A 25106-nucleotide genomic window follows, 5' to 3' on the forward strand; every position below is an offset into this window, starting at 1 on the left:
ATCAGGGCAGGGCACGGAGGCGCGGCAGGGCCGCCAGCGCGAGCAGAGCTGCGCCACCGGTGAGCAGGTAGAGGGCGGGATAGCCGCCGAGGCCGGTCACGATCGGCGCGGCGATCACCGGGGCGAGCAGCTGCGGCAGGGTGCCCGCAACGTTGGCGACGCCGAGCATCGTGGCGCGGGTCTCGGCGTCCGGCAGCACGTGCGTGATCACCGCCATGTCGACGGCGATGTACGCGCCCCAGCCGAGCCCGACCAGCACCGACGCGACGATCACCAGGGTCGTCACCGGCACCAGGGCCATCAGCGTGGTCCCGGCCGCCATCACCACGGCGGAGACCGCCACGAAGATCCGGCGGCGTTCCCAGCGGTCGGAGAGGACGCCGCCGAAGCCACCGGCGACGCCGGCGAAGAGCACGTTCACGACGGTCAGGATCAGCACCCAGAGGGCCGGGTCGTCCACGCCGACCCGGTCCGACAGGTAGTAGAAGAGGTAGACCAGCACCAGGGCGTTGCTGAGGTTCAGCAGGAACCGGATCAGCCAGGCCCAGGCGAACTGCCCGGTCAGCCGCAGCGTGAACCGGGCCCGTTCGACGACGGCGACCGGCCCGTCCCGATGCATGATCAGCAGGGCCGCGCCGAAGGCGGGCACCGCGATCGCCACCGCGACGTACCCGGGGGCGCCCTGCCCGACCGCGACCGCCACGGCCGTGCCGAGCACCACGCCGGCGATCTGCGCGACCCCGAAGATCGAGCCGACCGTGCCGCGCTGCCGTTCCGGGACCCGGTCGCCGATCATCGCGGCCAGCGCCGCGAGCGGGCCGTTGAGACCGGCCTGCACGAGGCACCAGCCGGCCACCATGGTCGACCGGGTGTCCGCCCCGGCCAGCACCAGCAGGCCGGCGACGCCGACCGCGGTGCCGGCCAGGAAGATCGGCAGACGCCGCGACCCGATCCGGTCGGAGAGCGCGCCCCAGAGCGGGTTCGCCACCATCGACACGCCGGCGCCCCAGGCCGTCACGAAGGCGAGCAACGCCTCCTTGCCGTCCTCGCCGGCGAGCCGGGCCGCCTGCTCCGGGAGCAGGATCTGGATCGGGCCGAACCAGCCCGCCGCCACGCCGACCATGGCCAGGCCATAGGCGGTCATCCACCGGCGGTGGACCGGTGCTTCGACCATCGTCACGAACGGGCCTTCTCCCACATCACCGTGTACGCCTCGGCGCCGCCGAGCAGCTGCGACCGCAACTTGGCGGCGTCCGGGCCGGCCTGGTTGATCAGGTCGGTGATCCAGTCGGCGTAGAGGCCGTACTGCGCGACGCCGTCGGTGTTCAGGTCGAAGGTGCGCGTCCCGTAGACCTGCTTCGCGACGGTGGTGCCGTTGGTGGCGGTGAACGGGTAGGTGAGCGGGCTGGAGCCGGCGTTGAGGCGCGGCGCCGCCTGCGGGCCGAGACCGTTCACGTCGGTGCCGACGCCGTACCCGGTGATCTTCGAGGCGCTGGAGAGCGCCTGGTGGGCCCGCCACTCGTCGAGGAACGTCGGGGTGTCCTGGCCGTCGTCGGTCGCGGCGAAGGCGTAGCTCGCCACGAACCCGCCGAGGTTGAGGATCCGATTCACGATGGTCGGGTCCGACCACGAGTGCACCGACGTGACGCCCGCGTATCCGCTCTGCTGGGCGATGTCGAGGACCGCTTGCGCGGTCTTCACCCCCATGTGGTCGATGTGGATGATCATGCCGCGCTCGATCATTTCCTTGATCAGGTACGAGCCCAGCGCCGTCAGCCCGCGGGTGTTGCAGATCTTGCCGCTCGGGTAGACCGGCAGCACCGCGCCGGCCGGCAACTTGACGCCGAGCTGCAGCAGCTTCGCGAAGTCGTCGCTGACCAGGGGCTGCTCGTTGTCGGACGGGCCGGTGCAGCTCGTCGCGGTCCACCAGTGCCCGCTGGAGATCAGCTGGCCCACGTTGATCGCGGCGCCGGTGACGCCCTCGTCGAACCGGGTGCCGCCGAACGCGTTGTCGAACTTGTGCACCGGATACATCCCGCTGACCCCGAGCGCCTCCAGCTCGTCCAGCCCGGCGTCGATGTCGGCGGTCGTGCACTGCGGCACGTCCTTGATCTCGCGGCAGCCGAAGAGCTCGGAGTTCTCCACGCCGATGGTGACGGCCAGCTTGCCGGTCGCGGCGATCTGCCGTACCTCCGCCGGGGTCTTCGCCAGGCGGAACCAGCCCTTGCCGGGACCACCGCTGCGCGCGTCCACGTAGTCCTGCATCCTCTGCAGATACGTGGCCTGGGCGCGGATCTGGTCCATCTCGTCGCAGGAGGTGTGCTCCGGGGTGAGCTCGCAGATCACCCGGTTCGCCACCAGCAGCACGTTGAGCACCCGCTGACCGGACTTCCAGGCCCGTTCCAGGCTGCGGAAGTAGGACGCCTCGTGCAGCATCGTGTCGTTCTGCGGCCAGTCGCCGAACGACGGCCAGCCGTCCTCGGCCGAGTTGATCGGGTCGGTGCCCGCGATGATCGCCTCGAGCAGCGCGCCCCAGCCGAGCGTGCCGTGCGAGGCGCAGCCCTTCAGCGCCACGGTGACGCCGCCCGGCGCGTACGGGTCGCCGCAGTGCAGCGAGCCGCCGAACGCCTCGGCCGCGGTGACGTGAGCGTGCGCGTCGATCCAGCCGACCAGCTTGCCGCTGGAGCTCACGCCGGCCGCCGGGGTGCCGGTCACGCCGGTGGCGATGTCCGGGTTGGCGGCGCAGCCGGTCGCCGGCGCGAGCGTGTACGTCGAGCCGCCCGCCCCGAGACCGCCGAGGTAAACGCCCATCTGCTGACCGGTCGCGGTCGAGGTGAACCTGTATTTGCCCTCGGAGACCGTTGCCGTCCAGTCGGCGCGGTCGCCGTAGCCGGAGCCGGCCCAGATCCAGCCGACCACGCTCTGGTAGATCGGCGCGCCGGTCGAGTCCCTGATCGCGTACCGGCCGAGCTGGGTCGCCTCGAAGCGGAACTTCTCCGCCCTGGAGGCGGTGCTCGTGTACCCGTACCCGACGCTGTCCTTGAAGACGTAACCGTTCGAGGCCTGAAGGGTGACACACGCACCCTCCAGATCATTGGCAGGCGTCCAGCTCGCGGCCTGGGCGGCGGGCGCGGGCAGCCCACCTACCAGGCCGAGCACCAGGACGTCCGCGGCGATGGAGCGGAACCGGGCCACGGGACACCCCCTTTGGTCGATCAAGTGATCCAACAAAGCGGAGTGTAAGAATTGTCACGTCTGAGATCCAGATGTGAACGCGAATCTTTTTCCTCCACGCACGCATGGGTGTGGGGAGCTAGACAGGCGCCGCCCTGGGCCTTCCCGGCCGGCGAGCGTTAGCGTGAACGTCGTGGAACTGTCACTCGCCGTCTCGCCGTGCCCGAACGACACCTTCGTCTTCCACGCGCTGATCCACGGTCAGGTCGCCGGCGCGCCGCCGGTGAACCTCACCTTCGCGGACGTCGACGTGACCAACACGGCCGCGCTGGACGGCCGGTTCGACCTGGTCAAGGTCAGCTACGCGGCCCTGCCCTGGCTGCTCGACGACTACGAGCTGCTGCACTGCGGCGGCGCGCTCGGCCGGGGCTGCGGCCCCCTCGTGCTGGCCCGCGAGCCCCTCGCCGACCTGACCGGCAAGACCGTCGCGGTGCCGGGCGACCGCACCACCGCCTACCTGCTGTTCCGCCTCTGGTCCGCGGAGCACCCGCCGGCCTCGATCGAGGTCGTGCCGTTCCACGAGATCATGCCGGGCGTGGCCGAGGGCCGCTTCGACGCCGGCCTGGTCATCCACGAGGCCCGCTTCACCTACCAGCGATACGGCCTGACCGCGCTGGCCGACCTCGGCGAGTGGTGGGAGGGCGACACCGGCCTGCCGATCCCGCTCGGCGCGATCCTGGCGAAGAAGGGCACCGTCGACCCGGCCGAGGCCACCGAGTGGGTCCGCGCCTCGCTGCGCCAGGGCTGGCTCGACCCGGCGGCGAGCCGCGAGTTCATCCTGGCGAACGCGCAGGAGATGGAGCCGGACGTGGTTCGGCAGCACATCGAGCTCTACGTGAACGAGTTCACCCTGGAACTGGGCCGGGACGGACTCGCCGCCGTCGACGCCCTACTCGGGCGCGCGGCGGCGGCGGGTCTCACACCCCCGGTCAAGCCGTTCCTGTGAGGCTCTAAATCTCGAACTCGCGGGCGACCGCGTGCACGAGCTGCGCGATCTTCAGCGAGGTCTTCTTGTCGGGGTAACGCCCACGCTGGAGCGACGGCTGCACCGAGCTCTCCAGCACCTTGATCATGTCTTCGATCATGCTGGCGAGCTCGTCCGCCGGGCGGCGGCGCAGCTCGGCCATGGACGGCGGGGCGTCGATCAGCTTCACGCCGAGCGCCTGCGCGCCCTTGCGGCTGTCGACCACGCCGAACTCGATCCGCTGACCGGTCTTCAGCTCGGTGACCCCGGTGGGCAGCGAACCCTTGGGCAGGAACACGTCGCCGCCCTCATCACTGGTGACGAACCCGAATCCCTTCGCCGCGTCGTACCACTTCACTCGACCCGTGGGCACCGCTGACCTCAACTTCACTCAATGGACACAACTGCTCACGGGGAGCCTATCCAGACACGGGCCCGGACCCAACAGCAATCTCACCCAGCAGCCCGGGAAGACCGGTCAGATCAGGCAATACGTACGATGCGCCGGCCGCCGTGAGGTCGGCCGCCGAGCACGGCCCGGTGACCACTCCGATGCCCGGGACACCGGCCGTGCGGGCGGCCACCATGTCCGCCGTGTGGTCTCCCACGTACCAGCGCACACCGTGCTCCACCAGCGCGGACGCCTTGCCCTCGGCGAACAGGTCGCCGGCCAGCTCGTCGGCGGGCATACCCAGGTGGTCGAGGTGCAAACGGGCCAGCCGGCCCAGCTTCGAGGTCACCACGACGACCCGGAGACCGGCCGCCCGGACCGCGTCGAGCGCCTCGGCGGCGCCCTTCATCGGCACGGTCGGTGCGATCGCGAGTTCCTGATAGAGGGCGCGGTACGTGACCACCGCGTCCTCGATCTCCTCGGGCGGGAACCAGTACCCGAGCTCGGTCCGCAGCGGCGGGCCGAGCCGGGAGACGGCGAGGTCGGCGTCGACGTGGACACCGGTGCGGGCGGTGAGCGCCCGGTACGCCTCCCGGATCCCCGGCCGCGAGTCGATCAGGGTCATGTCCAGGTCGAACCCGACCGCCGGCGTCACTCCTGGGTGAACGTCGGGGTGTAGGTCAGGCTCTCGACCGGAAGCGGGAAGGTGATGTCGTCACCGAACGGCGAAGGAGCGGCAGCGCGGTCGGAGATGAGCTCCGAGACGTGCATCTGACCCTTCATGTCGACCCCACGAGTCGCGCCCTTGGGGCTGGCGGTCACCTGAGTGCCCGGCATGTTGGCCTTCGCTGCCACGATGAGTCCTCCTCGCAATCGAGGCCCGGCCACGCCCGGACCCACCAACATCGTCCCATGAACGTTAGCGTTGAAGACGATGGCCACCACATTCGCCGATCAACTACGGTCGCTGCCCGACGAGGCACTGGGCGCGCTGATCCAGCTGCGCCCCGACCTCGTCGTCCCGGTGCCCGCCGACATCTCGGCCCTCGCCGTACGCGCACAGTCCCGCAACTCGGTCGCCCGCTGCCTGGACGGGCTGGACGAGTTCACTCTGCTGATCCTGGACGCGGCCCGCCTGAGCCGCGCCACGGACACCGCGCTGACCTCGGTCGACGCGATTCTCCAGCTCACCGAGGGGGTCGACGCCGAGGACGTACGCGTGGCGGTCGACCGGCTCCGGGTCCGCTTCCTTCTGCACGGCCCCCCGGAGGCGCTCCAGGTGGTGGGCGCGGTCGACGAGGTCACCTCGCCGTACCCGGCCGGGCTCGGCCGTCCCGCCGACTTCCTGGACCCCGCCGCCGGCGCCCTGGTCGCCGACCGGGCGAAGCTGCGCCGCACGGTGCTCGCCGCGCCGGCCGCCGCCCGCGCCGTCCTCGACCGCCTCGCCGCCGGTCCCCCGATCGGGGCACTCCCCCGCCCGGCCTCCCCCGGCGCTCCCGTCGGCGCCCCCACCTCGGGCAGCGTCTCCACCCCGGGCAGCGCCCCCACCTCGGGCAGCGCCTCCACCTCGGGCGACATTTCCGACAAATCGGGAATGTCGACCATCGCCGAGCCGATCCGCTGGCTGGTCGAGCAGCACATCCTCGTCCCGGTCTCGGAGGCCGGCCGCGCCCCCCGCCCGGACGGCGAACTGGTCGAGCTGCCCCGCGAGATCGGCATGCTGCTGCGCCGCGACACCGGCCCGCTCGGCGCGCTGCGCCCGTTCCCGCCGCTGCCGGAGGCCCCGATCCGGGACCGCAAGGCGGCCGACTCGGCCGGCGCCGGCCAGGTCATGGAGGCGGTCCGCGCCACCGAGGCGATCCTCGAGGCTCTCGCCGCCGAGGCCGCGCCCGTGCTGCGCGCCGGCGGTCTCGGCGTCCGCGACCTCAAGCGCCTGGCCCGGGCCGCCGGGGTCGACGAGCCCGCCGCCGCCCTGCTCATCGAGATCGCGTACGCGGCCGGTCTGCTCGGCGAGTCCGAGGTCAACGCGCGCGGCACGAACGGCGCCGCCCAGGACGTCTTCCTGCCGACCGGGGCCTACGACCTGTGGCGGGCCGCCGGGGTGGCGCAGCGCTGGGCCACGCTGGCCCGGTCGTGGCTCGTGATGACCCGGCAGCCCGGCCTGATCGGGCGCCGTGACGAGAAGGACCGCCCGATCAACCCGCTCGCCCCGGACGCCGAGCGCGCCGGCGCCCCGCAGGCCCGCCGGGAGGCGCTCGACGCCCTCGCCGACCTGGAGGCGGGCGCCGCGCCGTCGGTGGACGACCTGCTCGGCCTGCTCACCTGGCAGACGCCCCGGCGCTCGCGCGGCCGGGAGGTGGCCCACCGGGACGCCTACGCCGGGGCGACCCTGCTCGGCGTGACCGGCCTGGGCGCCGTCACCTCGTACGCCCGCCTGCTCCTGGCCGACCCCGAGCCGGACGAGACCGACCCGCTGGGGCTGCACCCGTCGGAGGCCCCGGCCGACGCCGTCCGCGCCCTCGACGAGTTGCTGCCCGCGCCGGTCGACCACGTGCTGGTCCAGGCCGACCTCACCGTCGTGGTGCCCGGCCCGCCGGAGCCGGAGCTGGCCGCCGAACTGGACGCGGTGGCCGAGCCCGAGTCGGCGGGCGGCGCGAGCGTCTTCCGGGTCACCCCGGCCAGCGTCCGGCGGGCGCTCGACATCGGTTACCGCGCCGACGACCTGCACACGCTCTTCCGCCGCCGGTCGCGCACGCCGGTGCCGCAGACGCTCACCTACCTGATCGACGACACCGCCCGCAAGCACGGCGGCCTGCGCAGCGGCTCGGCCGGCTCCTACCTGCGCAGCGACGACGAGGCGCTGCTGGCCGAGGTGCTCGGCGACAAGCGGCTGGTGCCGGTCGACCTGCGCCGGATCGCGCCGACCGTGCTGGTCAGCCCGCGCCCGGTGGCCCGGCTGCTGGGTGCGCTGCGGGAGGCCGGGTACGCGCCGGTGGCCGAGGACGCGGGCGGGGCCACGGTCCTGACGCGTCCGAAAGCCCGGCGCGCTCCCACCCGTACCCCGAGAATCGCCGAACCGCTGGGGCCGCCTCTCCTGGCCGGACCCCGCCTGGCCGGCGTCGTCGAACAGCTGCGACGTGGCGATATCGCGACGCGCGCAGCGCGGCGTGCGCCGATCACCGTGCGTGCCGCGCAGGGCCAGGCGGTGCCCGGGCTGACCGCGGTCCAGCAGCACAGTCAGGCCATGGCGGTTCTCCAACAGGCGGTCCGGGACAAGGTCAAGGTCTGGGTCGGGTACGTCGACTCGCACGGCGCCACGCTGTCCCGCCTGGTCAAACCCGTCTCGATGAGCGCCGGCTATCTGCGCGCCGAGGACGAGCGGGGCGAGAGCCTGCACACCTTCGCGCTGCACCGGATCACCGCGGCCGTCGCCGAGGAGTAGGTATCTGCCGGGCCGCGCGCCCCCGTATCGCGCACGGCCCGGCACCCTATACACGCATCAGCGGCGCGGAATGTTGCACCGAATTTCCGTGGCAAACTGGAGGGTCGGCTTTCTACGGAGGGTTTTGCAGGTGAGCGGCGGACCACTGATCGTGCAATCGGACAAAACCCTGCTCCTGGAGGTGGATCACCCGGACGCCCAGGCGTGCCGGATGGCGATCGCGCCTTTCGCCGAGCTGGAACGCTCGCCGGAGCATGTCCACACCTATCGCCTGACCCCGCTGGGGCTCTGGAACTCCCGGGCCGCCGGCCACGACGCCGAGAGCGTGGTCGACGCCCTGATCAAGTTCTCGCGCTACCCGGTCCCGCACGCGCTGCTCGTCGACATCGCCGAGACGATGGACCGCTACGGGCGTCTCCAGCTGCTCAACGACCCGGTGCACGGGCTCGTCCTGCGCGGCCTCGACAAGATCGTCCTGGTCGAGGTGGCGAAATCGAAGAAGCTGGCCGGCATGCTCGGCGCCCGGCTCGACGACGAGACCATCGCGGTGCACGGCTCCGAGCGCGGCCGGCTCAAGCAGGCGCTGCTCAAGCTCGGCTGGCCGGCCGAGGACCTGGCCGGCTACGTCGACGGCGAGGCGCACGAGATCGCGCTGAAGGAGGACGGCTGGGTCCTCCGGTCCTACCAGCAGGAGGCCGTCGACGGCTTCTGGGCCGGCGGCTCCGGGGTGGTCGTGCTGCCCTGCGGCGCCGGCAAGACACTGGTCGGCGCGGCCGCGATGGCGACCGCGAAAGCCACCACGCTGATCCTGGTCACCAACACGGTGGCCGGCCGGCAGTGGAAACGCGAGCTGCTGGCCCGCACCACGCTGACCGAGGACGAGATCGGCGAATACAGCGGCGAGCGCAAGGAGATCCGCCCGGTCACCATCGCGACCTACCAGGTGCTCACCTCCCGCCGCGGCGGCGCGTTCACCCACCTCGACCTCTTCGGCGCCCGCGACTGGGGCCTGGTGGTCTACGACGAGGTGCACCTGCTGCCCGCGCCGATCTTCCGGTTCACCGCCGACCTGCAGGCCCGGCGCCGGCTCGGCCTCACCGCCACGCTGGTCCGGGAGGACGGCCGGGAGGGCGACGTCTTCTCGCTGATCGGCCCGAAGCGCTACGACGCGCCCTGGAAGGACATCGAGGCGCAGGGCTGGATCGCGCCGGCCGAGTGCGTCGAGGTCCGGGTCACGCTCACCGACGCGGAGCGGATGACGTACGCCGTGGCCGAGGCCGAGGAGCGCTACCGGATGGCGGCGTCGGCCCGCACCAAACTGCCGGTGGTGAAAGCGCTGATCGCCAAGCACCCGGACGAGCAGATCCTGGTGATCGGCGGCTTCCTGGAGCAGCTGCACGAGCTCGGCGAATACCTGGACGCCCCGATCGTCGAGGGCTCCACCACCAACAAGGAGCGGGAGCGGCTCTTCGACGCTTTCCGCGAGGGCTCGCTGCGCACGCTGATCCTGTCGAAGGTCGGCAACTTCTCGATCGACCTGCCCGAGGCGGCCGTGGCGATCCAGGTGTCCGGCACGTTCGGCTCCCGGCAGGAGGAGGCCCAGCGCCTCGGCCGGGTGCTGCGCCCGAAGGGTGACGGCCGGCAGGCCCACTTCTACACGGTGGTCTCCCGCGACACGATCGACACCGAGTACGCCGCCCATCGCCAGCGCTTCCTGGCCGAGCAGGGCTACGCCTACACGATCGTCGACGCCGACGACGTGCTCGGCCCGTCACTGCCCCAGATCGACTGAGGTACCCCACTGCAGGGAGAGCCGGGTCGCGGCCCGTTCGGCCCGGATCTCCAGCAGGTCGCCGAGGATGATCGCGCGGTCGTCGACGAGGATCTCGTCGTTGATGCCGTATGTGGTCCGCTCGCTCACGAAGATGGGGCTTCCGGCCGGCCGGCGCAGGAACCCCGCGTGCTCGTCGGCCAGGAGACCCGGGACGATCCGCTCGGATGCGCGCGCGATGGTGGCTCCGGCATCCGCCAAAGCCGCATAAAGGGAGAGATTTCGGAAATCTTCGTCACGCACCTTGTCGGCGAAGGGCGCAGCGATCCGGGACGTCTGGTGAATGGCCGGGACGCCGCCGAGCAGCCGCAGCCGCTCCAGGACGCCGCCGCCGAAGGAGAGCACCTCGGTCGTCACCTCGTGGCCCTGTTCCCGCAGGTCCTCGACGAAGCTGCGCAGGGTGTCGACGCGGTAGGCGGCGTGGGCCGGGGTCACGTAGGTTCCCCGGCCCGCCTGCTGCACGATCAACCCCTGGTCGCGGAGCTCCTGCAACGCCTGGCGCAGCGTCATCAGCGTCACGCCGTACCCGGCGCTGAGCTCCCGCTGCGCCGGAAGCGCGTCGCCGGGCCGGTAGACGCCCGCGCGGATCTTCTCGGCCAGGTCGGTGGCGATGCGCCGATAGGCCGGTACCCGATCCGCCATGGTCCTCCTGTCACGGTCCTCTAGACCGTCACAGTATCGAGGGCCTCCCGGAACTCCCCGAGGACCGCGCCCATCTCCTCCGGCCCGCCGCCGTCCAGGATCCGGCGCATCAGGGCCGCACCGATCACCACGCCGTCGCTCACCTCGGCCGCCGCGACGGCGTGCTCCGGCCGGGAGATGCCGAAGGCGAGCAGGACCGGCTTGTCGGTGAGCTGCCGCAGGTCACGAGCCAGCCGGATGCCGTCCTCGGCGACGTGGTCGCGCTCGCCGGTCGTGCCCATCACCGAGATCGCGTAGATCCAGCCCCGGCTCCGCGCGGCGATCTCGGCGAGCCGGTCCGGCGTCGTGGTCGGCGCGGCCAGCAGGGTGAGATCGACACCGTGCTCCTCGGCGGCACGCAGCAGCGGCGAGGCCTCGTCGATCGGGAGGTCGGGCACGATCAGCCCGCTGACGCCGGCGTCGGCGAGGTCGCGGCAGAACGGACTCGCTCCACGATGGAGGATGAGGTTGTAATACGTCATCGCGATAAGCGGCACTCCGACGGATATATCCGAAATATCGCTCAAGACGGAGCTGACCGTAGCGCCCCTGCTCAGCGCCCGATCCGACGCCTCCTGGATCGTCGGGCCGTCCAGGATCGGGTCGGAGAACGGGAGACCGATCTCGATCGCGGTGGCGCCGGCCCGCTCGTACTCGACCAGGTAGCGCGTCCACTCCGTACCGATGCCGCCCGTCACATAGGGGACCAGTCGTTTCATGCGGCCGCCTCCATCAGGGTCGCGACGTCCTTGTCACCGCGTCCGGAGAGCGTCACGAGGACCGTCGAGAACGGCGGCAGCTCGCCCGACCCCGCGGCCCGGATCACCCAGGCGATCGCGTGCGCCGACTCCAATGCGGGAAGAATTCCTTCGGTACGGGCGAGCCGGTGCACCGCCGGAACCACCTCGTCATCACCGACGGTGACGTACCGGGCGCGCCCGATGTCGTTGAGGTGCGCGTGCTCCGGCCCCACGCCCGGATAGTCCAGCCCCGGCGCGATCGAATGCGCCTCGCTGACCTGCCCGTTCTCGTCCTGGATCAGGTACGACCGGAACCCGTGCAGGACCCCGGTCCGCCCGGACGCGACAGCGGCGCCACCGGCCGCCTCGACCCCGATGAGCTGCGCGCCGGTGTCGGCGAACCCGGCGAACGTCCCGGCCGCGTTGGACCCGCCGCCGACACACGCGACCACGTAGTCGGGCACCCCGGCGCTCAGCTCGGCCGCGCACTGCTGCCGGGCCTCGTCGCCGATCACCCGCTGGAACTCCCGGACCATCCACGGGTACGGGTGCGGCCCCATCACCGACCCGAGGCAGTAGTGCGCCTCGTCGACGCACGTGACCCACTGCCGCATGGCCTCGCTCGTGGCGTCCTTCAGGGTGCGGCTGCCGCTGGTCACCGGAACCACCTCGGCGCCGAGCATCTTCATCCGGAAGACGTTGAGCGCCTGCCGCTCGATGTCCTTCTCGCCCATGTAGACGGTCACGCCGAGCCCGAGCAGCGCCCCGGCGGTCGCGGTCGCCACGCCGTGCTGCCCGGCGCCGGTCTCGGCGAGCAGCCGCGTCTTGCCCATCCGCCGCGCCAGCAGCGCCTGGCCGAGCACGTTGTTGATTTTGTGCGAGCCGGTGTGCGCCAGGTCCTCGCGCTTGAGCAGCACGTTGATCCCGAGCTCGGCGGAGAGCCGCCAGGCCGGGGTGAGCGCGGTCGGCCGGCCGGCGTGCACGGCCAGCAGACGATCCAGGTCACGGCGGAAGCGCGGATCACCCCACGCGTCCCGGAAGGCTTCCTCGACCCGGGCGCACGCCGGGATCAGCGACTCGGGCACGAAACGGCCCCCGTACTCGCCGAACCGGCCGAGATCGCCCGGCTCCGCCATGACGCTGCCGGACGGCAACACGAGATCGGACACGACTCACCCCACTGTTCTAGAACTCTACAGTTCTAGAACAGTGTGACACGGCATCGCCGAAACGCAAACCGGCCCGCACCCCCTCACGGGAGCCGGGCCGGTTCGGTAGACCGTGGATCAGCGGCGGTACCAGGTGCGGGTCGCCGACTTCGTCAGGTTGCCGGCTCGGTCGTACGCCCGCAGTTGGATCTTGATCTTCTTGCCGTATTTCTTCGTGTTGACCGAGAACTTGTAGGCGGCCCTGGTGTCCTTCGCGACCACCTTGCCGTTTACCAGCAGTTCGACCCGGGCGACGCCGTTCCTGTCGCTCGCCGCGGCGGTCACCTTCACGGTCCCCTTGACCTTGGCCTTGTTCTTCGGCGCCTTCACGGAGAGGGACGGCCCGGTGTTGTCGACGATCACGGTGCGCTTGACGACCGTGCGGTTGCCCAGCCTGTCGAGGACCGTCCAGGTCAGCGTCCTCCGGCCGTCCCTACCGGCCGCGATCGAGGCGGCGTAGGGTGCCGTGCCGTCCGCCGCCGCGCCGGCGAGGGTGGCCGAGCGGATGCCGGCGCCGTCAGTGGCCTTGACGCTGGACGGGATGCGGGTGCCGCGGACCAGCGCGTTGTTCGCCGGCGCGAGCCAGGACACCGACGGGCCGGTGTTGTCGACGACGACGGTCTGGGTGATCTTCCGCTGGTTGCCCCAGACGTCGCTCACCAGCCAGACCAGGTCCTGCCTGCCGTCCGTGCCGAGCCGGAACGTCGCGGTCCAGGGAGCCGCGACGCGCAGGTCGAGGCCGCCGTCCGCCATCGTGGTGGAGACACCGGACGGGTCGGCGAGTTGCAGCGTGGCTTTGACGCTGGTCCCCCGGACCCGGGTGTTCGCGGCCGGCGACGACGAGACGAGCGTCGGGCCCTGGGCGTCGATCTTGACCGGGTACCGGGTGATGCTCCGGTTGCCGGCCCTGTCCCACACGCGCAGCTCGACGGTGGTGCTCCGCTCCCGGGTACCGAAGTCGTAGTTGAGCTGGTCGAGGTAGCGTCCCCGCATCGCGCCGTCGATCCACCACTCGATCCGGTCCACACCGGACTCGTCGTCGGCCGTGCCGAGCAGGATCTGCACGCCGGGACCGACGTAGCCGGGGACCATCGACTCGACAGATGCGACCGGGGCGGTCAGATCGATGTCGAAGAACCGGTAGTAGTCGGTCTGGTTGCCGGCCCGGTCGATCACGCTGACCCGCACGGAGTGATACTGCGGACCCAGATCGGCGGTGTTGAGCGGCAGCTTCCACGGCGCCGCGGTGGCACGGGCGAGTTCCCTGTCGTGACGGTCGTACATCACGACGTGGCTGTCCGCGGGAACGTCCGACGCGACGAGCGTCAGCGATCGACCGGCCACGATCAGCTCGTCATCCGGCAGGACCGTGGCGGTCGGAACAGTCCGGTCGAGGATCACACCGGTGGTGAGGATCTCGCTCCAGTTGTTCGCCTTGTCGTGCACCCGGATCCCGATCCGCAGTTCGGCGCCGTCCGGCGCGTCCTTGACCCAGATCTGACCGGCGGGAACGCCGGCCGTGGTCCGGCCGTAGGCGCCGGCGAACTCGCCGTTGACGTAGACCTCGGTGCCGACGACGCCGACATCGTCCGTCCAGGCGGGGAAGACATGGTGGAACGGCTGGATGTACTGGCCTTCGGTGAGACCGGACGACAGGATCACCGGCGGCGTGGTGTCACGAGCCGGATCGTCGGCGAGGGCCGGGCCAGGCGTGGTTAGCAGGAGGATGGAAGCGAGGGCCGCGGAGGCGGCAGCGCGAAGCACGCGGACATCGTAGATCTTGAGATCATCTACGTCGATCCGGTTCCGGTACGGCGTTTCCCGGCCGCAGCAGGTCGGCCAGGAGGTCGCCGTGCTCCTCGGCCCGCGCCAGCGCCTCACCCGCGCCGAACTGCCTGGCCTCCGCCTCGCCGGTCGCCATCGCGATGACCTCGTCCCAGGTCAGCGGCGTCGAGGCGGTCGGTTCCGCGCCGGCCCGCAGCGAGTAGGGCGTCACCGTCGTCTTCGCCGCCGCGTTCTGGCTCCAGTCGATGAAGATCTTGCCAGGCCTGACGGCCTTGGCCATCTTGGCGGTGATCGAGCCGGGGACCATCGCCGCCAGCTCTTCGGCGACCTTCTTCGCGTACGCCGAGACGACCTCCGCGGACTGCGTCCCCGAGACCGGGCAGCACAGTTGCATGCCCTTCTTGCCGGACGTCTTCGGATAGGCGTCGATCCCGTCCGCGGCCAGCCGGTCGCGCATCAGCACGCCGACGGCGCAGCATTCCTTGAGGCCGGCCGGCGCTCCCGGGTCGAGGTCGACGACCAGCAGGTCCGGGTCGGCGCCGATCCGCCACTGCGGGGTGTGCAGCTCGATCGACGCCAGGTTGGCGACCCAGACGAGCGTCGGCAGGTCGTCGACCACGACGAACTCGATCGTCTCCCGGCTCTTCGTCGACCCCGGCACCGGCAGCTTCTCCAGGCGCACCCAATCCGGCGTACCCCCGGGCTTGTTCTTCTCGAAGAAGTGCGCGCCGTCGACGCCGTTGGGGTATCGGATGCGCGTGGCCGCCCGGTCGCGCAGGTGAGGCAGCATGACCGGGGCGATCCGCGTGTAGTAGTCGATCACCTCGCCCTTGGTGAACCCGGCCGCCGGATACATCAGCTTGTCGAGGTTCGAGAGCTCGACGTCGCGGCCCTCGATGCTCACCGCAAACCGGTCAGGACTCATCGTCGGCACACTCCGCGGCAGTCTTGTCGTCACGCAGCCGGAGGAATCGGGGGAAACGCAGACGACGGTCGGGGGTCTGGTTGCCGTATCGGATCTCCGCTACCAGCTCCGGACGTACCCAATGGGCCCCTCGCGAATCCTCCCGCGGAACCACCCCCGGGGCGAAGGGCGAATCGCCGGAGGCGAGGAGCTCGAGCCTGGCCAGCAGCTCCTTCTCGGCGGCCGCGCCGATCCCGCCGCCCACCCGGCCGCGGAAGGCCAGGCCGTCCGGGGTGGGCACGCCGATCAGCAGGCCGCCGAGCCTGCGGGCGCCGGGACGCCAGCCGCCGATCACGTAGTCGCCGGTCCGGTCGAACTTCACCTTGATCCAGTCGGGCGACCGGGTGCCGGGCAGGTAGACCGAGTCGGAGCGCTTCGCCATGACGCCTTCGAGCCGGTTCTCCCGCGCGGCCTCGGCGGTCGCCGGCCCGTCCCCGAACGACGGCGGCACCATCCAGCGCTTCTCGTTGAGGACGAGCTCCTCGAGCCGCTCCCGGCGGGCCAGATACGGCAACCCGGTGTGGTCCATGCCGTCCAGATAGAGAAGATCAAAGATCATGTACGTGGCGGGCAGGCTCATCGCCAGACGGGACGCCCGGTTCGCGTCCCGGACGTGCATCCGCTCGGCGAGGGCCGTGAACGACGGCCGCCCGGCCGCGTCGAGGACCACCATCTCGCCGTCGAGGAGCGTCCCCTCGGGCAGACGCAGGTCGGCGATCTCCGGGTAGGCCGCTGTCACCAGGGCGCCGGAGCGCGCGAAGAGCTGCGGCGGGCCGCCGCCGAACAGGGCCAGGACGCGGACGCCGTCCCACTTGAACTCGTAGCTCCACTCCGGCCCCACCGGCAGCGGGCCCGCCGTCGCGAGCATCGGCGACAGGGGTGAACCCGGCACCTGATCACCATAAGCAGAAGCAATCACCTTACGCAGGCGTCCCAGTAATGCGATTCTGGGTTCATGCGAGCGATCTGGAAGGGCGCTGTCTCGTTCGGCCTGGTGTCGATCGCCGTGAAGCTGTACTCGGCGACCGAAGAGAAGGATATTCGTTTCCACCAGGTGCACCGCACCGACGGTGGCCGCATCAAGTACCAGCGCACCTGCTCGGTCGACGGCGAAGTGGTCAGCTATGACGACATCGCCAAGGGGTACGACGTCGGCGGCGGCGAAATGGTGATCTTGACGGACGAGGATTTCGCCGACCTGCCACTCAGCACGTCCCGCGCCATTGACGTGCTCGAATTCGTTCCGGCCGAGCAGATCGACCCGATCCTCTTCGCCAAGTCCTACTACCTCGAGCCGGAGGGTCAGGCCGCCAAGCCGTACGTGCTGCTGCGCGACGCCCTCCGCGACGCCGACCGGGTGGCCATCGTCAAGATCGCGATCCGGCAGCGGGAGCAGCTCGCGACCCTGCGCGTCCGCGACGACGTGCTGATCCTCAACACCATGATGTGGCCCGACGAGGTCCGCACCCCCGACTTCGGCTTCCTCGACGAGGACATCGAGACCCGTCCGGCCGAGCTCGCGATGGCCAGCTCGCTGATCGACTCGATGGCCGGCAGCTTCAACGCCGACGACTTCACCGACAACTACCGGGCCGCGTTGCAGGAGGTCATCGACGCGAAGGTGGAGGGCCGTGAGGTCGTCCAGCCGGAGGAGGCCGAGGAGGCGCCGGCCGCGGCGGTCGACCTCATGGCGGCGTTGAAGGCGTCGGTGGAGAGGGCGAAGGCGGCGCGTTCGGCGCCCTCCGAACCCGCTCCCCCGAAGAAGAAGGCCACGCCCGCCAAGAAGGCCACCGCTGCGAAAAAAGCCACCCCCGCTCGGAAGCCCGCCAAGAAGTCGGCATGACTACGCTCGTCCCATGGGAATGACGTGGGCGGAGTCTTACCTGGGCAGGGTCCGGGCCAGCGTCGGTGACACCGACACGATCTTCTTCGTCGGGGCGCGCACCCTGGTCTTCGACGACCAGGGCCGGCTGCTGCTGATCCAGCGCTCCGACAACCACCGCTGGGCCATCCCGGCCGGGGCCATGGAGCTCGGCGAGAGCATGGAGGAGTGCGCGGTCCGGGAGCTCTGGGAGGAGACCGGGCTGAAGGCCACCTCGCTCACGCCGTACGCGTTCTACACGGCGTACACGTACACCAACGAGTTCCGGCACACCTACCAGCAGGTGCTCATGACGTTCGTGGTGAACGACTGGGAGGGCGAGCTGCTCCGGCAGACCGAGGAGAGCGTGGACGCCGGCTTCTTCGCCCTCGACGCGCTGCCCGGCCCGAAGTCGTTCGTGATCGAGGAGGCGCTCTCCGACCTCGACGAGTTCCGCGCCACCGGAAAACTGGTGATGAAGTGAGGCCCTTTTAAATAGGATGCCCCCTCGTGGATCTGGCACCTCTGCGCACCTCACGGGACTTCCGGTTCGTCTTCATCGGCGGCGTGGTGACGAGTTTCGGCTCGTTCATCAGCTACGTCACCATCCCGTACCAGGTGGCGAAGCTGACCGACGATCCGCTGATGGTCGGCCTCATCGGCGTCTGCGAACTCGCCCCGATCCTGATCATGGCGTTCGTCGGTGGCGCGCTCGCGGACTACATCGACCGCCGCCTGCTGGTCCGCGGCGCCGAGATCGCCCTGGCCGCGATCTGCGGCATCCTGCTGGTCAACTCGCTCTCCGACGAGCCGCACCTGTGGCTGCTCTACATCGCGGCGTTCCTGACGGCCGCGGTGGCGAGTGTGCAGCGCCCCGCTCTGGAGGCGATGATCCCGAGGCTGGTGAAACCGGAGCAGCTGCCGGCCACCATGTCCCTGCAGTCGCTCGGCGCCCAGTTCGCCCAGCTCTTCGGGATGCCCCTGGCCGGCATCCTGCTCGCCAATTTCGATCTCGCTTATGTGTACGCCTTCGACCTGCTCACCTTCGTGGTCTCGCTGATCTGCCTGACCCTGGTGAAGGCCGTACCGCCCCCGCCGGCCGCCGACCGCCCCTCGCTGTCCAGCGTGGTGACCGGTCTCCGCTACGCGAAGTCCCGCCCCGAGCTGCTCGGCACCTACCTCGTCGACATCAACGCGATGTTCTTCGGCATGCCGTCCGCGCTCTACCCGTTCCTCGCGAACAAGCTCGGCGGCCCGAGCGTGCTGGGCCTGCTCTACGCGGCGCCGGCCGTGGGATCCCTGCTGGCGACCTTCGGTTCGGGATGGACTTCACGCGTACACAGGCACGGTCTCATGGTGTTGATAGCGGCGGCCTTCTGGGGCGTCGGCATCATCGGGGTCGGCCTCTCCCCCACGCTCTGGCTGACCCTCTTCTGCCTGGCCTTCGCCGGCGCCGCCGACATGATCTCCGGCATCTTCCGCATGACCATGTGGAACCAGACGATTCCGGATCATCTGCGCGGCCGCCTCGCCGGCATCGAGATGCTGTCCTACACGACGGGCCCGCTGGCCGGCCAGCTCCGCTCCGGCCTGATGGCCCGCACCTCGCTGGGCGTGCCGGGCGCCATCTGGCTGGGCGGTGTCCTCTGCGTGGCCGGCAGCGTGGCCCTGGCGGCGGCCCTGCCGAAGCTGGTCCGCTACAACGGCAAGGACGGCATGGCCCTCAAGAAAGCCGCCGACGAGGAGTGGGCGGCCACGGCGGCCGCCCGCACCCTCACTTGACCTTGACGGTGTCGTACTTGGTCTGCGGCTGCCGGGTCGACGAGCCCGCGTAGACGACCTTCCACACGCCGGACTTCGTCGCCTTGATCTTCTTGCTGTACTTGCCGCCGGCCTTCGTCGTGGTCTTGCCCTTGTACTCCGCCGGAATGCCCGGCCCAGATGATCCAGACTGCCCGATCGGTCAGTGGGAAAGAGAACTCACTGGCCCAGGCGGCTGCCAGATCGTGACGTGGCCTGGCGTGTGGTCGGGCACCGGTCGCCCGGCACGGCGGCACAACTCCCGCAACGCCGGGGCGAAGCCGTCCGCGCGGTCGTTAACTGGGCGGCCGGGGCCGGATTCACGTGCGACCACAATGGAGCCGTGCGATCTAAGATCCTGGATGTGCGCGAAGAGCATCGATGGGACGTCGCGGTGATCGGAGCCGGTCCTGCGGGGCTCGCGGCGGCCCACGCGGCGGCGACCGGCGGGGCCCGCGTGATCGTGCTGGAACGCGCCGAGCATCCGCGCTACAAGACCTGCGGCGGCGGGCTTCTCGGCACGTCGCAGCGGCTCAGCGCCGAGGTCATGACCGTTCCGGCGCGGGACCGGATCAACGCGGTGACCTTCACGCACGACGGCCGGCGCGAGTTCACCCGGCGGGCGCCCGGCGAGCCGGTGGTGACCATGGTGCGGCGCGAGGACTTCGATGCCGCCTGGCTCGGGGCGGCGGTCCGGGCCGGCGTGACGGTACGGCAGAACAGCCTGGTCAGGGGCATCACCCAGGACGACGCGGCGGCGACCGTCTCGGTGGCGAACGGCGCCGACGTCACCGCACGGGTGGTGATCGGCGCGGACGGCTCGGCCGGCGTCAGCACCCGCCACGTCGGCGTCACCTTCGACCAGCAGGACCTCGGCCTGGAGCTGGAGCTCGCCGCCACCGAGGCCGACCGATTCCGGTGGCGCGGCCGCCTGCTGCTCGACTGGGGTCCCGCGCCGGGTTCGTACGGTTGGGTCTTCCCGAAGGACGACCAGCTCACCGTTGGTGTGATCATGAAAAAAGGGCAGGGTACGGAGACCCGGCGCTACCTGCGTGACTTCGTGACCCGTCTCGGCCTCGCCGACCGCGCGGTGCTGCGGGACTCGGGTCACCTCACCCGTTGCCGGTCCGCGACGGCCCCGTTGCGCCGGGGCCGGGTGCTCGTCGCCGGCGACGCGGCGGGCCTGCTCGATCCGTGGACCCGGGAGGGGATCAGCTTCGCGCTGCGCTCCGGGAGCTGGGCCGGCCGGGTGGCCGCGCGGGGCGGGGATCTGGCCGCGTACGACCGCATGATCGGCGAGCGGATCGCCCCCGAGATGGCCGCCGGCAGCACACTGCTCGGGCTGTTCGGCCGGCATCCGCGGCTGGTGCATGCGGCTTTCGCCAGCCCGTACGGATGGCGGGCTTTCACCGGATTCTGCCGGGGCGAGATCTCGCTGACCAGGGTGCTGCGGCACCGCGCGATCCGGGCGGCGGTGCACGCGCTGGGCGGCCGGCCGGGTCGATGACTCCTCCGGCCGGCCGCGCGTTGGCGTGTCCGGGTTCTCAGAATTCCCAAGGGTCCGGGAAAGGGCAGCTGGCGGGAACCGCCGACGACCGCAGCTGCGGGGATGTCCGGTCAGGGCCGGGTCAGGCCCGGACTTGCCAGGGCGCCCATTGGATCGCGGCGGCGAACCCGCCGCGCCGGGCGTCCCGGGCACCGGCTGCGGAGAGCGGACCCTCACGGTCCGCGGTGACGCCGGTGCCGATCAGCCGTGTCTCGTACCAGGAACCGCCCACGCCGCGACGCACACGCTCCCACAGCCCGCCCTCGATCAGCGCAGCGGTGTGCTTGCGCAGTCTTTCCACCAGGCGTGCGGGATCCTCGTCGCAGGTGTCGCACGCACAGGTCGGCAGCGTCTCCTCCCACCACCGGCCGAGCCGCAGGATCAGGCCCGGATCGGTGAAGTGGATCGCCAAGGGTGCGGCGGCGAGTGAGCGGGGGATGAGCCGGACGGTCCGTACGAGCGCGTCGTCGAGCCCGAACGGTTCCTTGGTCTCCCGGCGCTCCACCAGGTAGAGCTCGGTGAGATCGTCCAGCAGGATGTCGGCCGCGTCGTGCAACATCGCGAAGCGGTCCGTCTCGGTGGCGTGCCGGTAGCCGTCCACCAGTGCAGTATGCCGCGCTCGGCCTGCGGCACACGAGTGCTCCGGCGGAAGCGAAGTCATTCGAAACCGAAGTCTCCGGCCTTGACTCCGGCGACGAACGCCTCCCACTCGGCATGGCTGAACGCCAGCGGAGTGACATGCCGGTTCTTGGAATCCCGGAGCAGGACGCCCTCCCCGATCCTCGCCACCTCGACACATGCGCCGCTCGCGCACTGTCTGCTACGTCGCCAGTGAAGACCTTCCACCTTCTCGATCATTTTGTGAGTACCTCCATGACGGCTCGAATCCACGGTATGCGAATGAACCGGGCATGGGCGGACGCTCACGTGAGTGAAAACGAAAAGACGCCGCTTATCACATTAAATGTGAGTTATGCGGCGTGCATTCGTGGTGAAATATTTAGTTTGCGAGTATTTTTTGACTGGCCCGCCCTAGCGTCGACGTTCACGCGCAGGCGGGCGAGCCGACGACTTCAGAAGCGGAACTCTCCCGCGTTCACGCCCGCGACGAACGCGTCCCACTCGGGCTTCGTGAAGCTCAGGGGCGCGACCTCAGGGTTCTTCGAGTCGCGGATGAGGTACTGGTCGTCGACCTTGGCAACCTCGACGCAGGTTGACGTGGCGCAGCGGCTGCTCTTCCGCCATGCGGGCACGTTCATCTCTCCCATTGTGGACCTTCCACGTGTTCTATCTCAGTTTTCTCGCGGGCTCATGCCCTCGAGCATCTCTATCTGCCCGCGGATGAATTCGATCGTGTCTTCCTCATCCGCGACCTCATGCCAGACCTTGTCGTAGCGAGCGCGGTGTTTCGCGGTCGCCTCGCGGTCTTCCACCAATTCGTCATCGATCCCGGTTTCCCGGTAGAGCACCTCACCCTCGCCGAGCAGGAGGAGGTCGAAACTGGCGTTGTTCGTGACCGCCGCGTCCAGCGAGAACGGGACCATCCGAATCCTGATGGTGCCGTTCTCGGCGAGCGCCTTGAGGTCACGCAGCTGGTCGGCGAAGACCCGCGGCCCACCGATGGTGCGCCGCAGCACCGACTCGTCGAGCATCACCAGGATCTGCACGCCGGTCCGGCCGAGAAGCGCTTCACGGCGCAGCGCACGGGCCCGAACCCGCCGATCGCGCTGCTCCTCGGTCAGCTCCTCCTCGAAGCGCCGCATCAGGGCGGTCGCATACGAAGCGGTCTGGAGCGGACCGGGGATGTAATAGATCGAGTATGAGCGGATTTCGGACGCTTCGCCCTCGTACTCGATCAATTTGCGCATGTGGTCGGTGAGGTTCTCCCGGAATTCGGGCATCTGGAACCACGCCGCCCGCTGCCGGGTCCGTGCGATGCGGGCGTCCGCAACCAGCGCCGCGACGACCGCCTTGTCCTTGATCCCGAGGTAGTTCAGCAGCGGCCGGAGGTCGTTCGGGGAGATGCTGACGTCCCCGTTCTCGATCCGGATCACCTTGCTGAGCGACCACTCCATCTCCTCGGCGACCTGGAGTTGGGTGAGATCGGCTCGCTCTCGCGCTTCCCGGAGCGCAAGTCGCACGCGCCGGCGCGCGATCGTAGGCGAGTCACCCTCAGCCATGAGTCCTTCATCGTCGAAGTAGGTGGTGACAGTCGGTAATAGGGGCCGTGCGATGTGCTACCTCGCTGATTGCCAACTGGCACTCAGCGAGGTCGCGGACATCCTATTACTGTCCTATCAGAACGAGAGGTGCAAGGTGGGGTTTTGATCAAATAGAGATCTCACCCGAGAGGTATTCACGAATGGGCAGGTCAGGCCGCTGCTAGCCCGTACCCCCAAGACGTCCGGCCGGTGTCTTCCATGGCTCGTCGCAACGCCCGGCTCACCTGATTGAACACGCGGGCGTCGGCGGAAGAATAGAGCACGACGGCCTGATTGCGGTACTGCGCGTGCAGCTCCCAGTGGCGTGGCTTGCGCCAGGCGGCCATTACAGCGGGTGTCGAAACGGCGAGGAATCCGGCGACGTACCACGTCGGGGCCGGCATCAGGCTCCAGCCGGCGACCGCCACGAAGAGAACGCCGACGGCGAGCGCCGGAGCGAAGGGGCGCATGCGCGCGGGCGTCTGGACCAGGCCGACGTTGCGAAGGTCGCGCACGGAGAAGGTGTGCTGCGAGGAGACGGTCTTCCAGACGAAATGATCATCGGTCACCATGGCGTCGGGCCCGGAGTAATAGGTGCGTGTGCGCATGGCGAACTCCTCTTCGCTTTTCCTTGCGAGGGGGAGGAAGGCGGGCCACCATTGGCGCGAGGGACCCCCACCTCGCATGCCGCAAAAGATCAGAGCCGTGCAGAGAAGTAATCAAGAACAGTGTCTTAGAGGCGGACAACGGCACCCGTTTGCCGCCGGGTGCCGTTGTTTGTCTCTCCCTCCGACTCCACCCTTGTTGCCGTATTCGTAGTACAGCACGCCATGCCGCTGTCCGCCACCACTCAATCTGCCATGTTGCAGATTGCGTAGAAGCGACTTGAGTGGTCCTGTGGCGTCCACCCACCGGCGTTTCAGCTCTCGGCGGACCGGGTAGCCCAAACTCGGATGCCGCGACGAACCTGTATCTACGCAGGTGGGAGGGCGAAAGCCGAATGGAGAGCCGGTTGAGTGTCGCGGGCCAGCAGGTGCAGCCGATCCTGGTGATGTTCCCGCTCGGTCTGTTCGCGATGGCCGTAATGTTCGATATGGCCGACTTGCTGGGCGGGCCTAGCATCTTGGGCGCCCTGGCCTACTGGAACATCATCGCCGGATTGCTCGGCGGACTGCTCGCCGCGCTGGCCGGCGCGGTCGACATGATGTTCGTACGCAGCCCGGACGCACGCCGTCTCGGCGTGCTCCGCAGCCTGATCAACATGGGTGTGCTGGTGATCTTCGCCGTCATCCTGATGCTCCGGGTGCACACCCCCGAACGTGTCATCGGCGGCGGCCTCTTCGCCGTCGAGGTCCTCGCGCTGGCCCTCTCGATCTTCGGCGCCTGGTTCGCCGGCGAGATCGCGAACGGTCGCGCCCCGGCGTTTGCCCGCGCCGCCACCGGGAACCGCAACTATTGAGAGGTAGTCGCGAAAGGAGCCCGATATGCGTGTGGCCTTCCTCGCCACCGACGGTGTCGAAGAGATCGAATACACCGAACCCCGCAAGGCCGTGGAATCGGCCGGCGGCACGGCGGAACTCCTGTCGATCAAGAATGGTGAGATCCAGGCCGTCAATCACATGGACAAGGCCGGCACCTATCCCGTCGAGAAGCTGGTGACCGACGCCGATCCCGCCGATTACGACGCCCTGGTCCTCCCCGGCGGCGTCGCCAATCCCGATTTCCTCCGGGCCGACGCCGACGCCGTCCGCTTCGTCCGGAACTTCGTCAACACCGGCAAACCGGTGGCCGCCATCTGCCACGGCCCGTGGACCCTGGTCGAGGCCGGCGTCGTCGACGGGCGCACCCTGACCAGCTGGCCCAGCCTCCGCACCGACCTGGTCAACGCGGGCGCCACCTGGGTCGACGAGCAGGTCTACGTCGACAATGGACTGGTGACCAGCCGCAAGCCCGACGACCTGCCCGCCTTCTGCGAAGCCATGCTCGAGCAGATCAAGGCCTAGGGTCAAGACCGCCTTCTGTACGGGGCCGGCAGCGCGCGACGATCGACGCGCAGCCGGCCCCGCTCCCTCAAGAGGCGAGTCATGTTCCCCTGCCGGCCATGTCGCCGACGCTGAGCGCGCAAGCGAACCCTGCTGCCTGTGCACCGCGAGGTCGACGCTTCCTTCGGCGCTCTAGTGACTCTGTATCGGTGGGCTTTGACCGGCTGGCTCCGCACGAGCTCCGGCATATTACGGCGCTCCTCGCCGTGACCACCGGAGCGAATGTCAAGGCGGTCCAGCGGATGCTCAGTCTCGCCTCGGCGGCATGACGCTCGACGTGTACCCGAACCTACAAAAGAAGAAGCCCAGGCCATTGACCTGGGCTTTCTCTCCGAGCCGCCTGACGGAATCGAACCGTCGACCTACGCATTACGAGTGCGTCGCTCTAGCCGACTGAGCTAAGGCGGCAACGCATG

The 25106-nt window shown here is 69.8% G+C and carries 25 protein-coding genes and 1 tRNA gene; 9 read left to right on the forward strand and 17 right to left on the reverse strand.

The features are described from left to right. Window position 1: 1 nt before the first annotated feature. Entirely contained in the window at window positions 2–1174 is a 1173-nt protein-coding gene (locus AB0G10_RS37215; protein WP_360933460.1) for an MFS transporter, read from the reverse strand. Window positions 1175–1176: 2 nt separating this feature from the next. Next, window positions 1177–3195: a hypothetical protein gene (locus AB0G10_RS37220; RefSeq protein WP_360933041.1), complete on the reverse strand. Its 2019-nt coding sequence runs from the start codon at window positions 3193–3195 to the stop codon at window positions 1177–1179. A 172-nt stretch (window positions 3196–3367) separates the two neighbouring features. Here AB0G10_RS37220 and AB0G10_RS37225 point away from each other — a divergent pair, with 172 nt between their 5' ends. Beyond that, a complete protein-coding gene (locus tag AB0G10_RS37225; RefSeq protein WP_360933044.1) occupies window positions 3368–4180 on the forward strand; it encodes a 1,4-dihydroxy-6-naphthoate synthase in 813 nt (270 codons plus the stop codon). A 4-nt stretch (window positions 4181–4184) separates the two neighbouring features. Here AB0G10_RS37225 and AB0G10_RS37230 read toward each other — a convergent pair whose 3' ends face one another. From AB0G10_RS37230 to AB0G10_RS37240, 3 genes are read right to left on the reverse strand one after another with little or no spacing between them, the layout of a single operon-like run. Further along, on the reverse strand, window positions 4185–4571 hold the full coding sequence (locus AB0G10_RS37230; RefSeq protein ID WP_360933047.1) for a cold shock domain-containing protein: 387 nt from the start codon (window positions 4569–4571) through the stop codon (window positions 4185–4187). A 46-nt stretch (window positions 4572–4617) separates the two neighbouring features. Continuing rightward, complete coding sequence (locus tag AB0G10_RS37235) at window positions 4618–5244, reverse strand: HAD hydrolase-like protein (RefSeq protein WP_360933050.1); 627 nt, start codon at window positions 5242–5244, stop codon at window positions 4618–4620. Further along, window positions 5241–5444 (reverse strand): hypothetical protein, encoded by a 204-nt coding sequence (locus tag AB0G10_RS37240; protein ID WP_360933053.1) that lies wholly within the window; start codon window positions 5442–5444, stop codon window positions 5241–5243. The genes AB0G10_RS37235 and AB0G10_RS37240 overlap by 4 nt, the downstream gene beginning before the upstream one ends. 79 nt (window positions 5445–5523) lie before the next feature. Here AB0G10_RS37240 and AB0G10_RS37245 point away from each other — a divergent pair, with 79 nt between their 5' ends. Both AB0G10_RS37245 and AB0G10_RS37250 read left to right on the forward strand, forming a co-directional pair. Next, a complete protein-coding gene (locus AB0G10_RS37245) occupies window positions 5524–8031 on the forward strand; it encodes a helicase-associated domain-containing protein (RefSeq protein ID WP_360933056.1) in 2508 nt (835 codons plus the stop codon). Window positions 8032–8161: 130 nt separating this feature from the next. Continuing rightward, window positions 8162–9823: a DNA repair helicase XPB gene (locus tag AB0G10_RS37250; RefSeq protein WP_360933059.1), complete on the forward strand. Its 1662-nt coding sequence runs from the start codon at window positions 8162–8164 to the stop codon at window positions 9821–9823. On the opposite strand, the gene AB0G10_RS37255 is transcribed toward AB0G10_RS37250, so the two are convergent. The 6 genes from AB0G10_RS37255 to ligD (AB0G10_RS37280) all read right to left on the reverse strand — a co-directional run bounded on the left by AB0G10_RS37255 (window position 9803) and on the right by ligD (AB0G10_RS37280) (window position 16132). Continuing rightward, window positions 9803–10504 (reverse strand): GntR family transcriptional regulator, encoded by a 702-nt coding sequence (locus AB0G10_RS37255; protein WP_360933062.1) that lies wholly within the window; start codon window positions 10502–10504, stop codon window positions 9803–9805. The two genes, AB0G10_RS37250 and AB0G10_RS37255, sit on opposite strands and share 21 nt — an antisense overlap. Window positions 10505–10524: 20 nt before the next feature. Continuing rightward, window positions 10525–11262 carry a tryptophan synthase subunit alpha gene (trpA, locus tag AB0G10_RS37260; RefSeq protein ID WP_360933065.1) on the reverse strand — a complete coding sequence of 246 codons (738 nt, stop codon included), beginning with the start codon at window positions 11260–11262 and terminating at the stop codon, window positions 10525–10527. Beyond that, window positions 11259–12452, reverse strand: a complete 1194-nt coding sequence (gene trpB, locus AB0G10_RS37265; protein ID WP_360933068.1) for a tryptophan synthase subunit beta — start codon at window positions 12450–12452, stop codon at window positions 11259–11261. The genes trpA and trpB overlap by 4 nt, the downstream gene beginning before the upstream one ends. A gap of 117 nt (window positions 12453–12569) precedes the next feature. Then, on the reverse strand, window positions 12570–14255 hold the full coding sequence (locus AB0G10_RS37270) for an Ig-like domain-containing protein (protein WP_360933070.1): 1686 nt from the start codon (window positions 14253–14255) through the stop codon (window positions 12570–12572). A 22-nt stretch (window positions 14256–14277) separates the two neighbouring features. Further along, window positions 14278–15201: a non-homologous end-joining DNA ligase gene (ligD, locus tag AB0G10_RS37275; protein WP_360933073.1), complete on the reverse strand. Its 924-nt coding sequence runs from the start codon at window positions 15199–15201 to the stop codon at window positions 14278–14280. Further along, window positions 15191–16132, reverse strand: a complete 942-nt coding sequence (gene ligD / locus AB0G10_RS37280; RefSeq protein ID WP_360933075.1) for a non-homologous end-joining DNA ligase — start codon at window positions 16130–16132, stop codon at window positions 15191–15193. The genes ligD (AB0G10_RS37275) and ligD (AB0G10_RS37280) overlap by 11 nt, the downstream gene beginning before the upstream one ends. A gap of 63 nt (window positions 16133–16195) precedes the next feature. Here ligD (AB0G10_RS37280) and AB0G10_RS37285 point away from each other — a divergent pair, with 63 nt between their 5' ends. From AB0G10_RS37285 to AB0G10_RS37300, 4 genes are all read left to right on the forward strand, one after another. After that, entirely contained in the window at window positions 16196–17083 is an 888-nt protein-coding gene (locus tag AB0G10_RS37285; protein ID WP_360933077.1) for a Ku protein, read from the forward strand. 13 nt (window positions 17084–17096) lie between these two features. Beyond that, window positions 17097–17585: an NUDIX domain-containing protein gene (locus tag AB0G10_RS37290; RefSeq protein WP_360933080.1), complete on the forward strand. Its 489-nt coding sequence runs from the start codon at window positions 17097–17099 to the stop codon at window positions 17583–17585. A 26-nt stretch (window positions 17586–17611) separates the two neighbouring features. Next, window positions 17612–18883 carry an MFS transporter gene (locus tag AB0G10_RS37295; protein WP_360933083.1) on the forward strand — a complete coding sequence of 424 codons (1272 nt, stop codon included), beginning with the start codon at window positions 17612–17614 and terminating at the stop codon, window positions 18881–18883. A 361-nt stretch (window positions 18884–19244) separates the two neighbouring features. Then, window positions 19245–20408, forward strand: coding sequence for a geranylgeranyl reductase family protein (locus tag AB0G10_RS37300; protein ID WP_360933086.1), 1164 nt, complete (start codon window positions 19245–19247; stop codon window positions 20406–20408). Between the two features lie 121 nt (window positions 20409–20529). Here the strand turns inward: AB0G10_RS37300 and AB0G10_RS37305 are convergent, their stop codons facing one another. From AB0G10_RS37305 to AB0G10_RS37325, 5 genes are all read right to left on the reverse strand, one after another. Beyond that, complete coding sequence (locus tag AB0G10_RS37305; RefSeq protein ID WP_360933089.1) at window positions 20530–21048, reverse strand: DUF6226 family protein; 519 nt, start codon at window positions 21046–21048, stop codon at window positions 20530–20532. Between the two features lie 56 nt (window positions 21049–21104). Beyond that, complete coding sequence (locus AB0G10_RS37310; protein ID WP_360933092.1) at window positions 21105–21305, reverse strand: DUF397 domain-containing protein; 201 nt, start codon at window positions 21303–21305, stop codon at window positions 21105–21107. A gap of 215 nt (window positions 21306–21520) precedes the next feature. After that, window positions 21521–21715 (reverse strand): DUF397 domain-containing protein, encoded by a 195-nt coding sequence (locus tag AB0G10_RS37315; RefSeq protein ID WP_360933095.1) that lies wholly within the window; start codon window positions 21713–21715, stop codon window positions 21521–21523. 24 nt (window positions 21716–21739) lie between these two features. Continuing rightward, window positions 21740–22627, reverse strand: a complete 888-nt coding sequence (locus tag AB0G10_RS37320) for a helix-turn-helix transcriptional regulator (protein WP_360933098.1) — start codon at window positions 22625–22627, stop codon at window positions 21740–21742. Window positions 22628–22818: 191 nt separating this feature from the next. Continuing rightward, complete coding sequence (locus AB0G10_RS37325) at window positions 22819–23256, reverse strand: DUF6232 family protein (protein ID WP_360933101.1); 438 nt, start codon at window positions 23254–23256, stop codon at window positions 22819–22821. 392 nt (window positions 23257–23648) lie between these two features. On the opposite strand from AB0G10_RS37325, the gene AB0G10_RS37330 reads away from it, so the two are divergent. Together AB0G10_RS37330 and AB0G10_RS37335 are read left to right on the forward strand one after the other, a co-directional pair. After that, window positions 23649–24107, forward strand: coding sequence for a DUF2231 domain-containing protein (locus tag AB0G10_RS37330; protein ID WP_360933104.1), 459 nt, complete (start codon window positions 23649–23651; stop codon window positions 24105–24107). A 25-nt stretch (window positions 24108–24132) separates the two neighbouring features. Further along, window positions 24133–24651 (forward strand): type 1 glutamine amidotransferase domain-containing protein, encoded by a 519-nt coding sequence (locus tag AB0G10_RS37335; protein ID WP_360933107.1) that lies wholly within the window; start codon window positions 24133–24135, stop codon window positions 24649–24651. Between the two features lie 373 nt (window positions 24652–25024). Here the strand turns inward: AB0G10_RS37335 and AB0G10_RS37340 are convergent. Next, a tRNA-Thr gene (locus AB0G10_RS37340) sits at window positions 25025–25098 on the reverse strand. Window positions 25099–25106 lie beyond the last annotated feature (8 nt).

This window comes from Actinoplanes sp. NPDC023714 (genome assembly GCF_040639855.1).
Taxonomy (GTDB): domain Bacteria; phylum Actinomycetota; class Actinomycetes; order Mycobacteriales; family Micromonosporaceae; genus Actinoplanes.

What these genes read in the sequence shown, in the direction of transcription:
- AB0G10_RS37310 (WP_360933092.1), bottom strand. Translation starts at nt 21,305, where the DNA reads ATGATCGAGAAGGTGGAAGGTCTTCACTGGCGACGTAGCAGACAGTGC.
- AB0G10_RS37315 (WP_360933095.1), bottom strand. Translation starts at nt 21,715, where the DNA reads ATGGGAGAGATGAACGTGCCCGCATGGCGGAAGAGCAGCCGCTGCGCC.
- AB0G10_RS37255 (WP_360933062.1), bottom strand. Translation starts at nt 10,504, where the DNA reads ATGGCGGATCGGGTACCGGCCTATCGGCGCATCGCCACCGACCTGGCC.
- AB0G10_RS37335 (WP_360933107.1), top strand. Translation starts at nt 24,133, where the DNA reads ATGCGTGTGGCCTTCCTCGCCACCGACGGTGTCGAAGAGATCGAATAC.
- ligD (WP_360933073.1), bottom strand. Translation starts at nt 15,201, where the DNA reads ATGAGTCCTGACCGGTTTGCGGTGAGCATCGAGGGCCGCGACGTCGAG.
- AB0G10_RS37215 (WP_360933460.1), bottom strand. Translation starts at nt 1,174, where the DNA reads ATGGTCGAAGCACCGGTCCACCGCCGGTGGATGACCGCCTATGGCCTG.
- AB0G10_RS37320 (WP_360933098.1), bottom strand. Translation starts at nt 22,627, where the DNA reads ATGGCTGAGGGTGACTCGCCTACGATCGCGCGCCGGCGCGTGCGACTT.
- AB0G10_RS37330 (WP_360933104.1), top strand. Translation starts at nt 23,649, where the DNA reads ATGGAGAGCCGGTTGAGTGTCGCGGGCCAGCAGGTGCAGCCGATCCTG.
- AB0G10_RS37290 (WP_360933080.1), top strand. Translation starts at nt 17,097, where the DNA reads ATGGGAATGACGTGGGCGGAGTCTTACCTGGGCAGGGTCCGGGCCAGC.
- AB0G10_RS37325 (WP_360933101.1), bottom strand. Translation starts at nt 23,256, where the DNA reads ATGCGCACACGCACCTATTACTCCGGGCCCGACGCCATGGTGACCGAT.
- AB0G10_RS37245 (WP_360933056.1), top strand. Translation starts at nt 5,524, where the DNA reads ATGGCCACCACATTCGCCGATCAACTACGGTCGCTGCCCGACGAGGCA.
- trpA (WP_360933065.1), bottom strand. Translation starts at nt 11,262, where the DNA reads ATGAAACGACTGGTCCCCTATGTGACGGGCGGCATCGGTACGGAGTGG.
- AB0G10_RS37285 (WP_360933077.1), top strand. Translation starts at nt 16,196, where the DNA reads ATGCGAGCGATCTGGAAGGGCGCTGTCTCGTTCGGCCTGGTGTCGATC.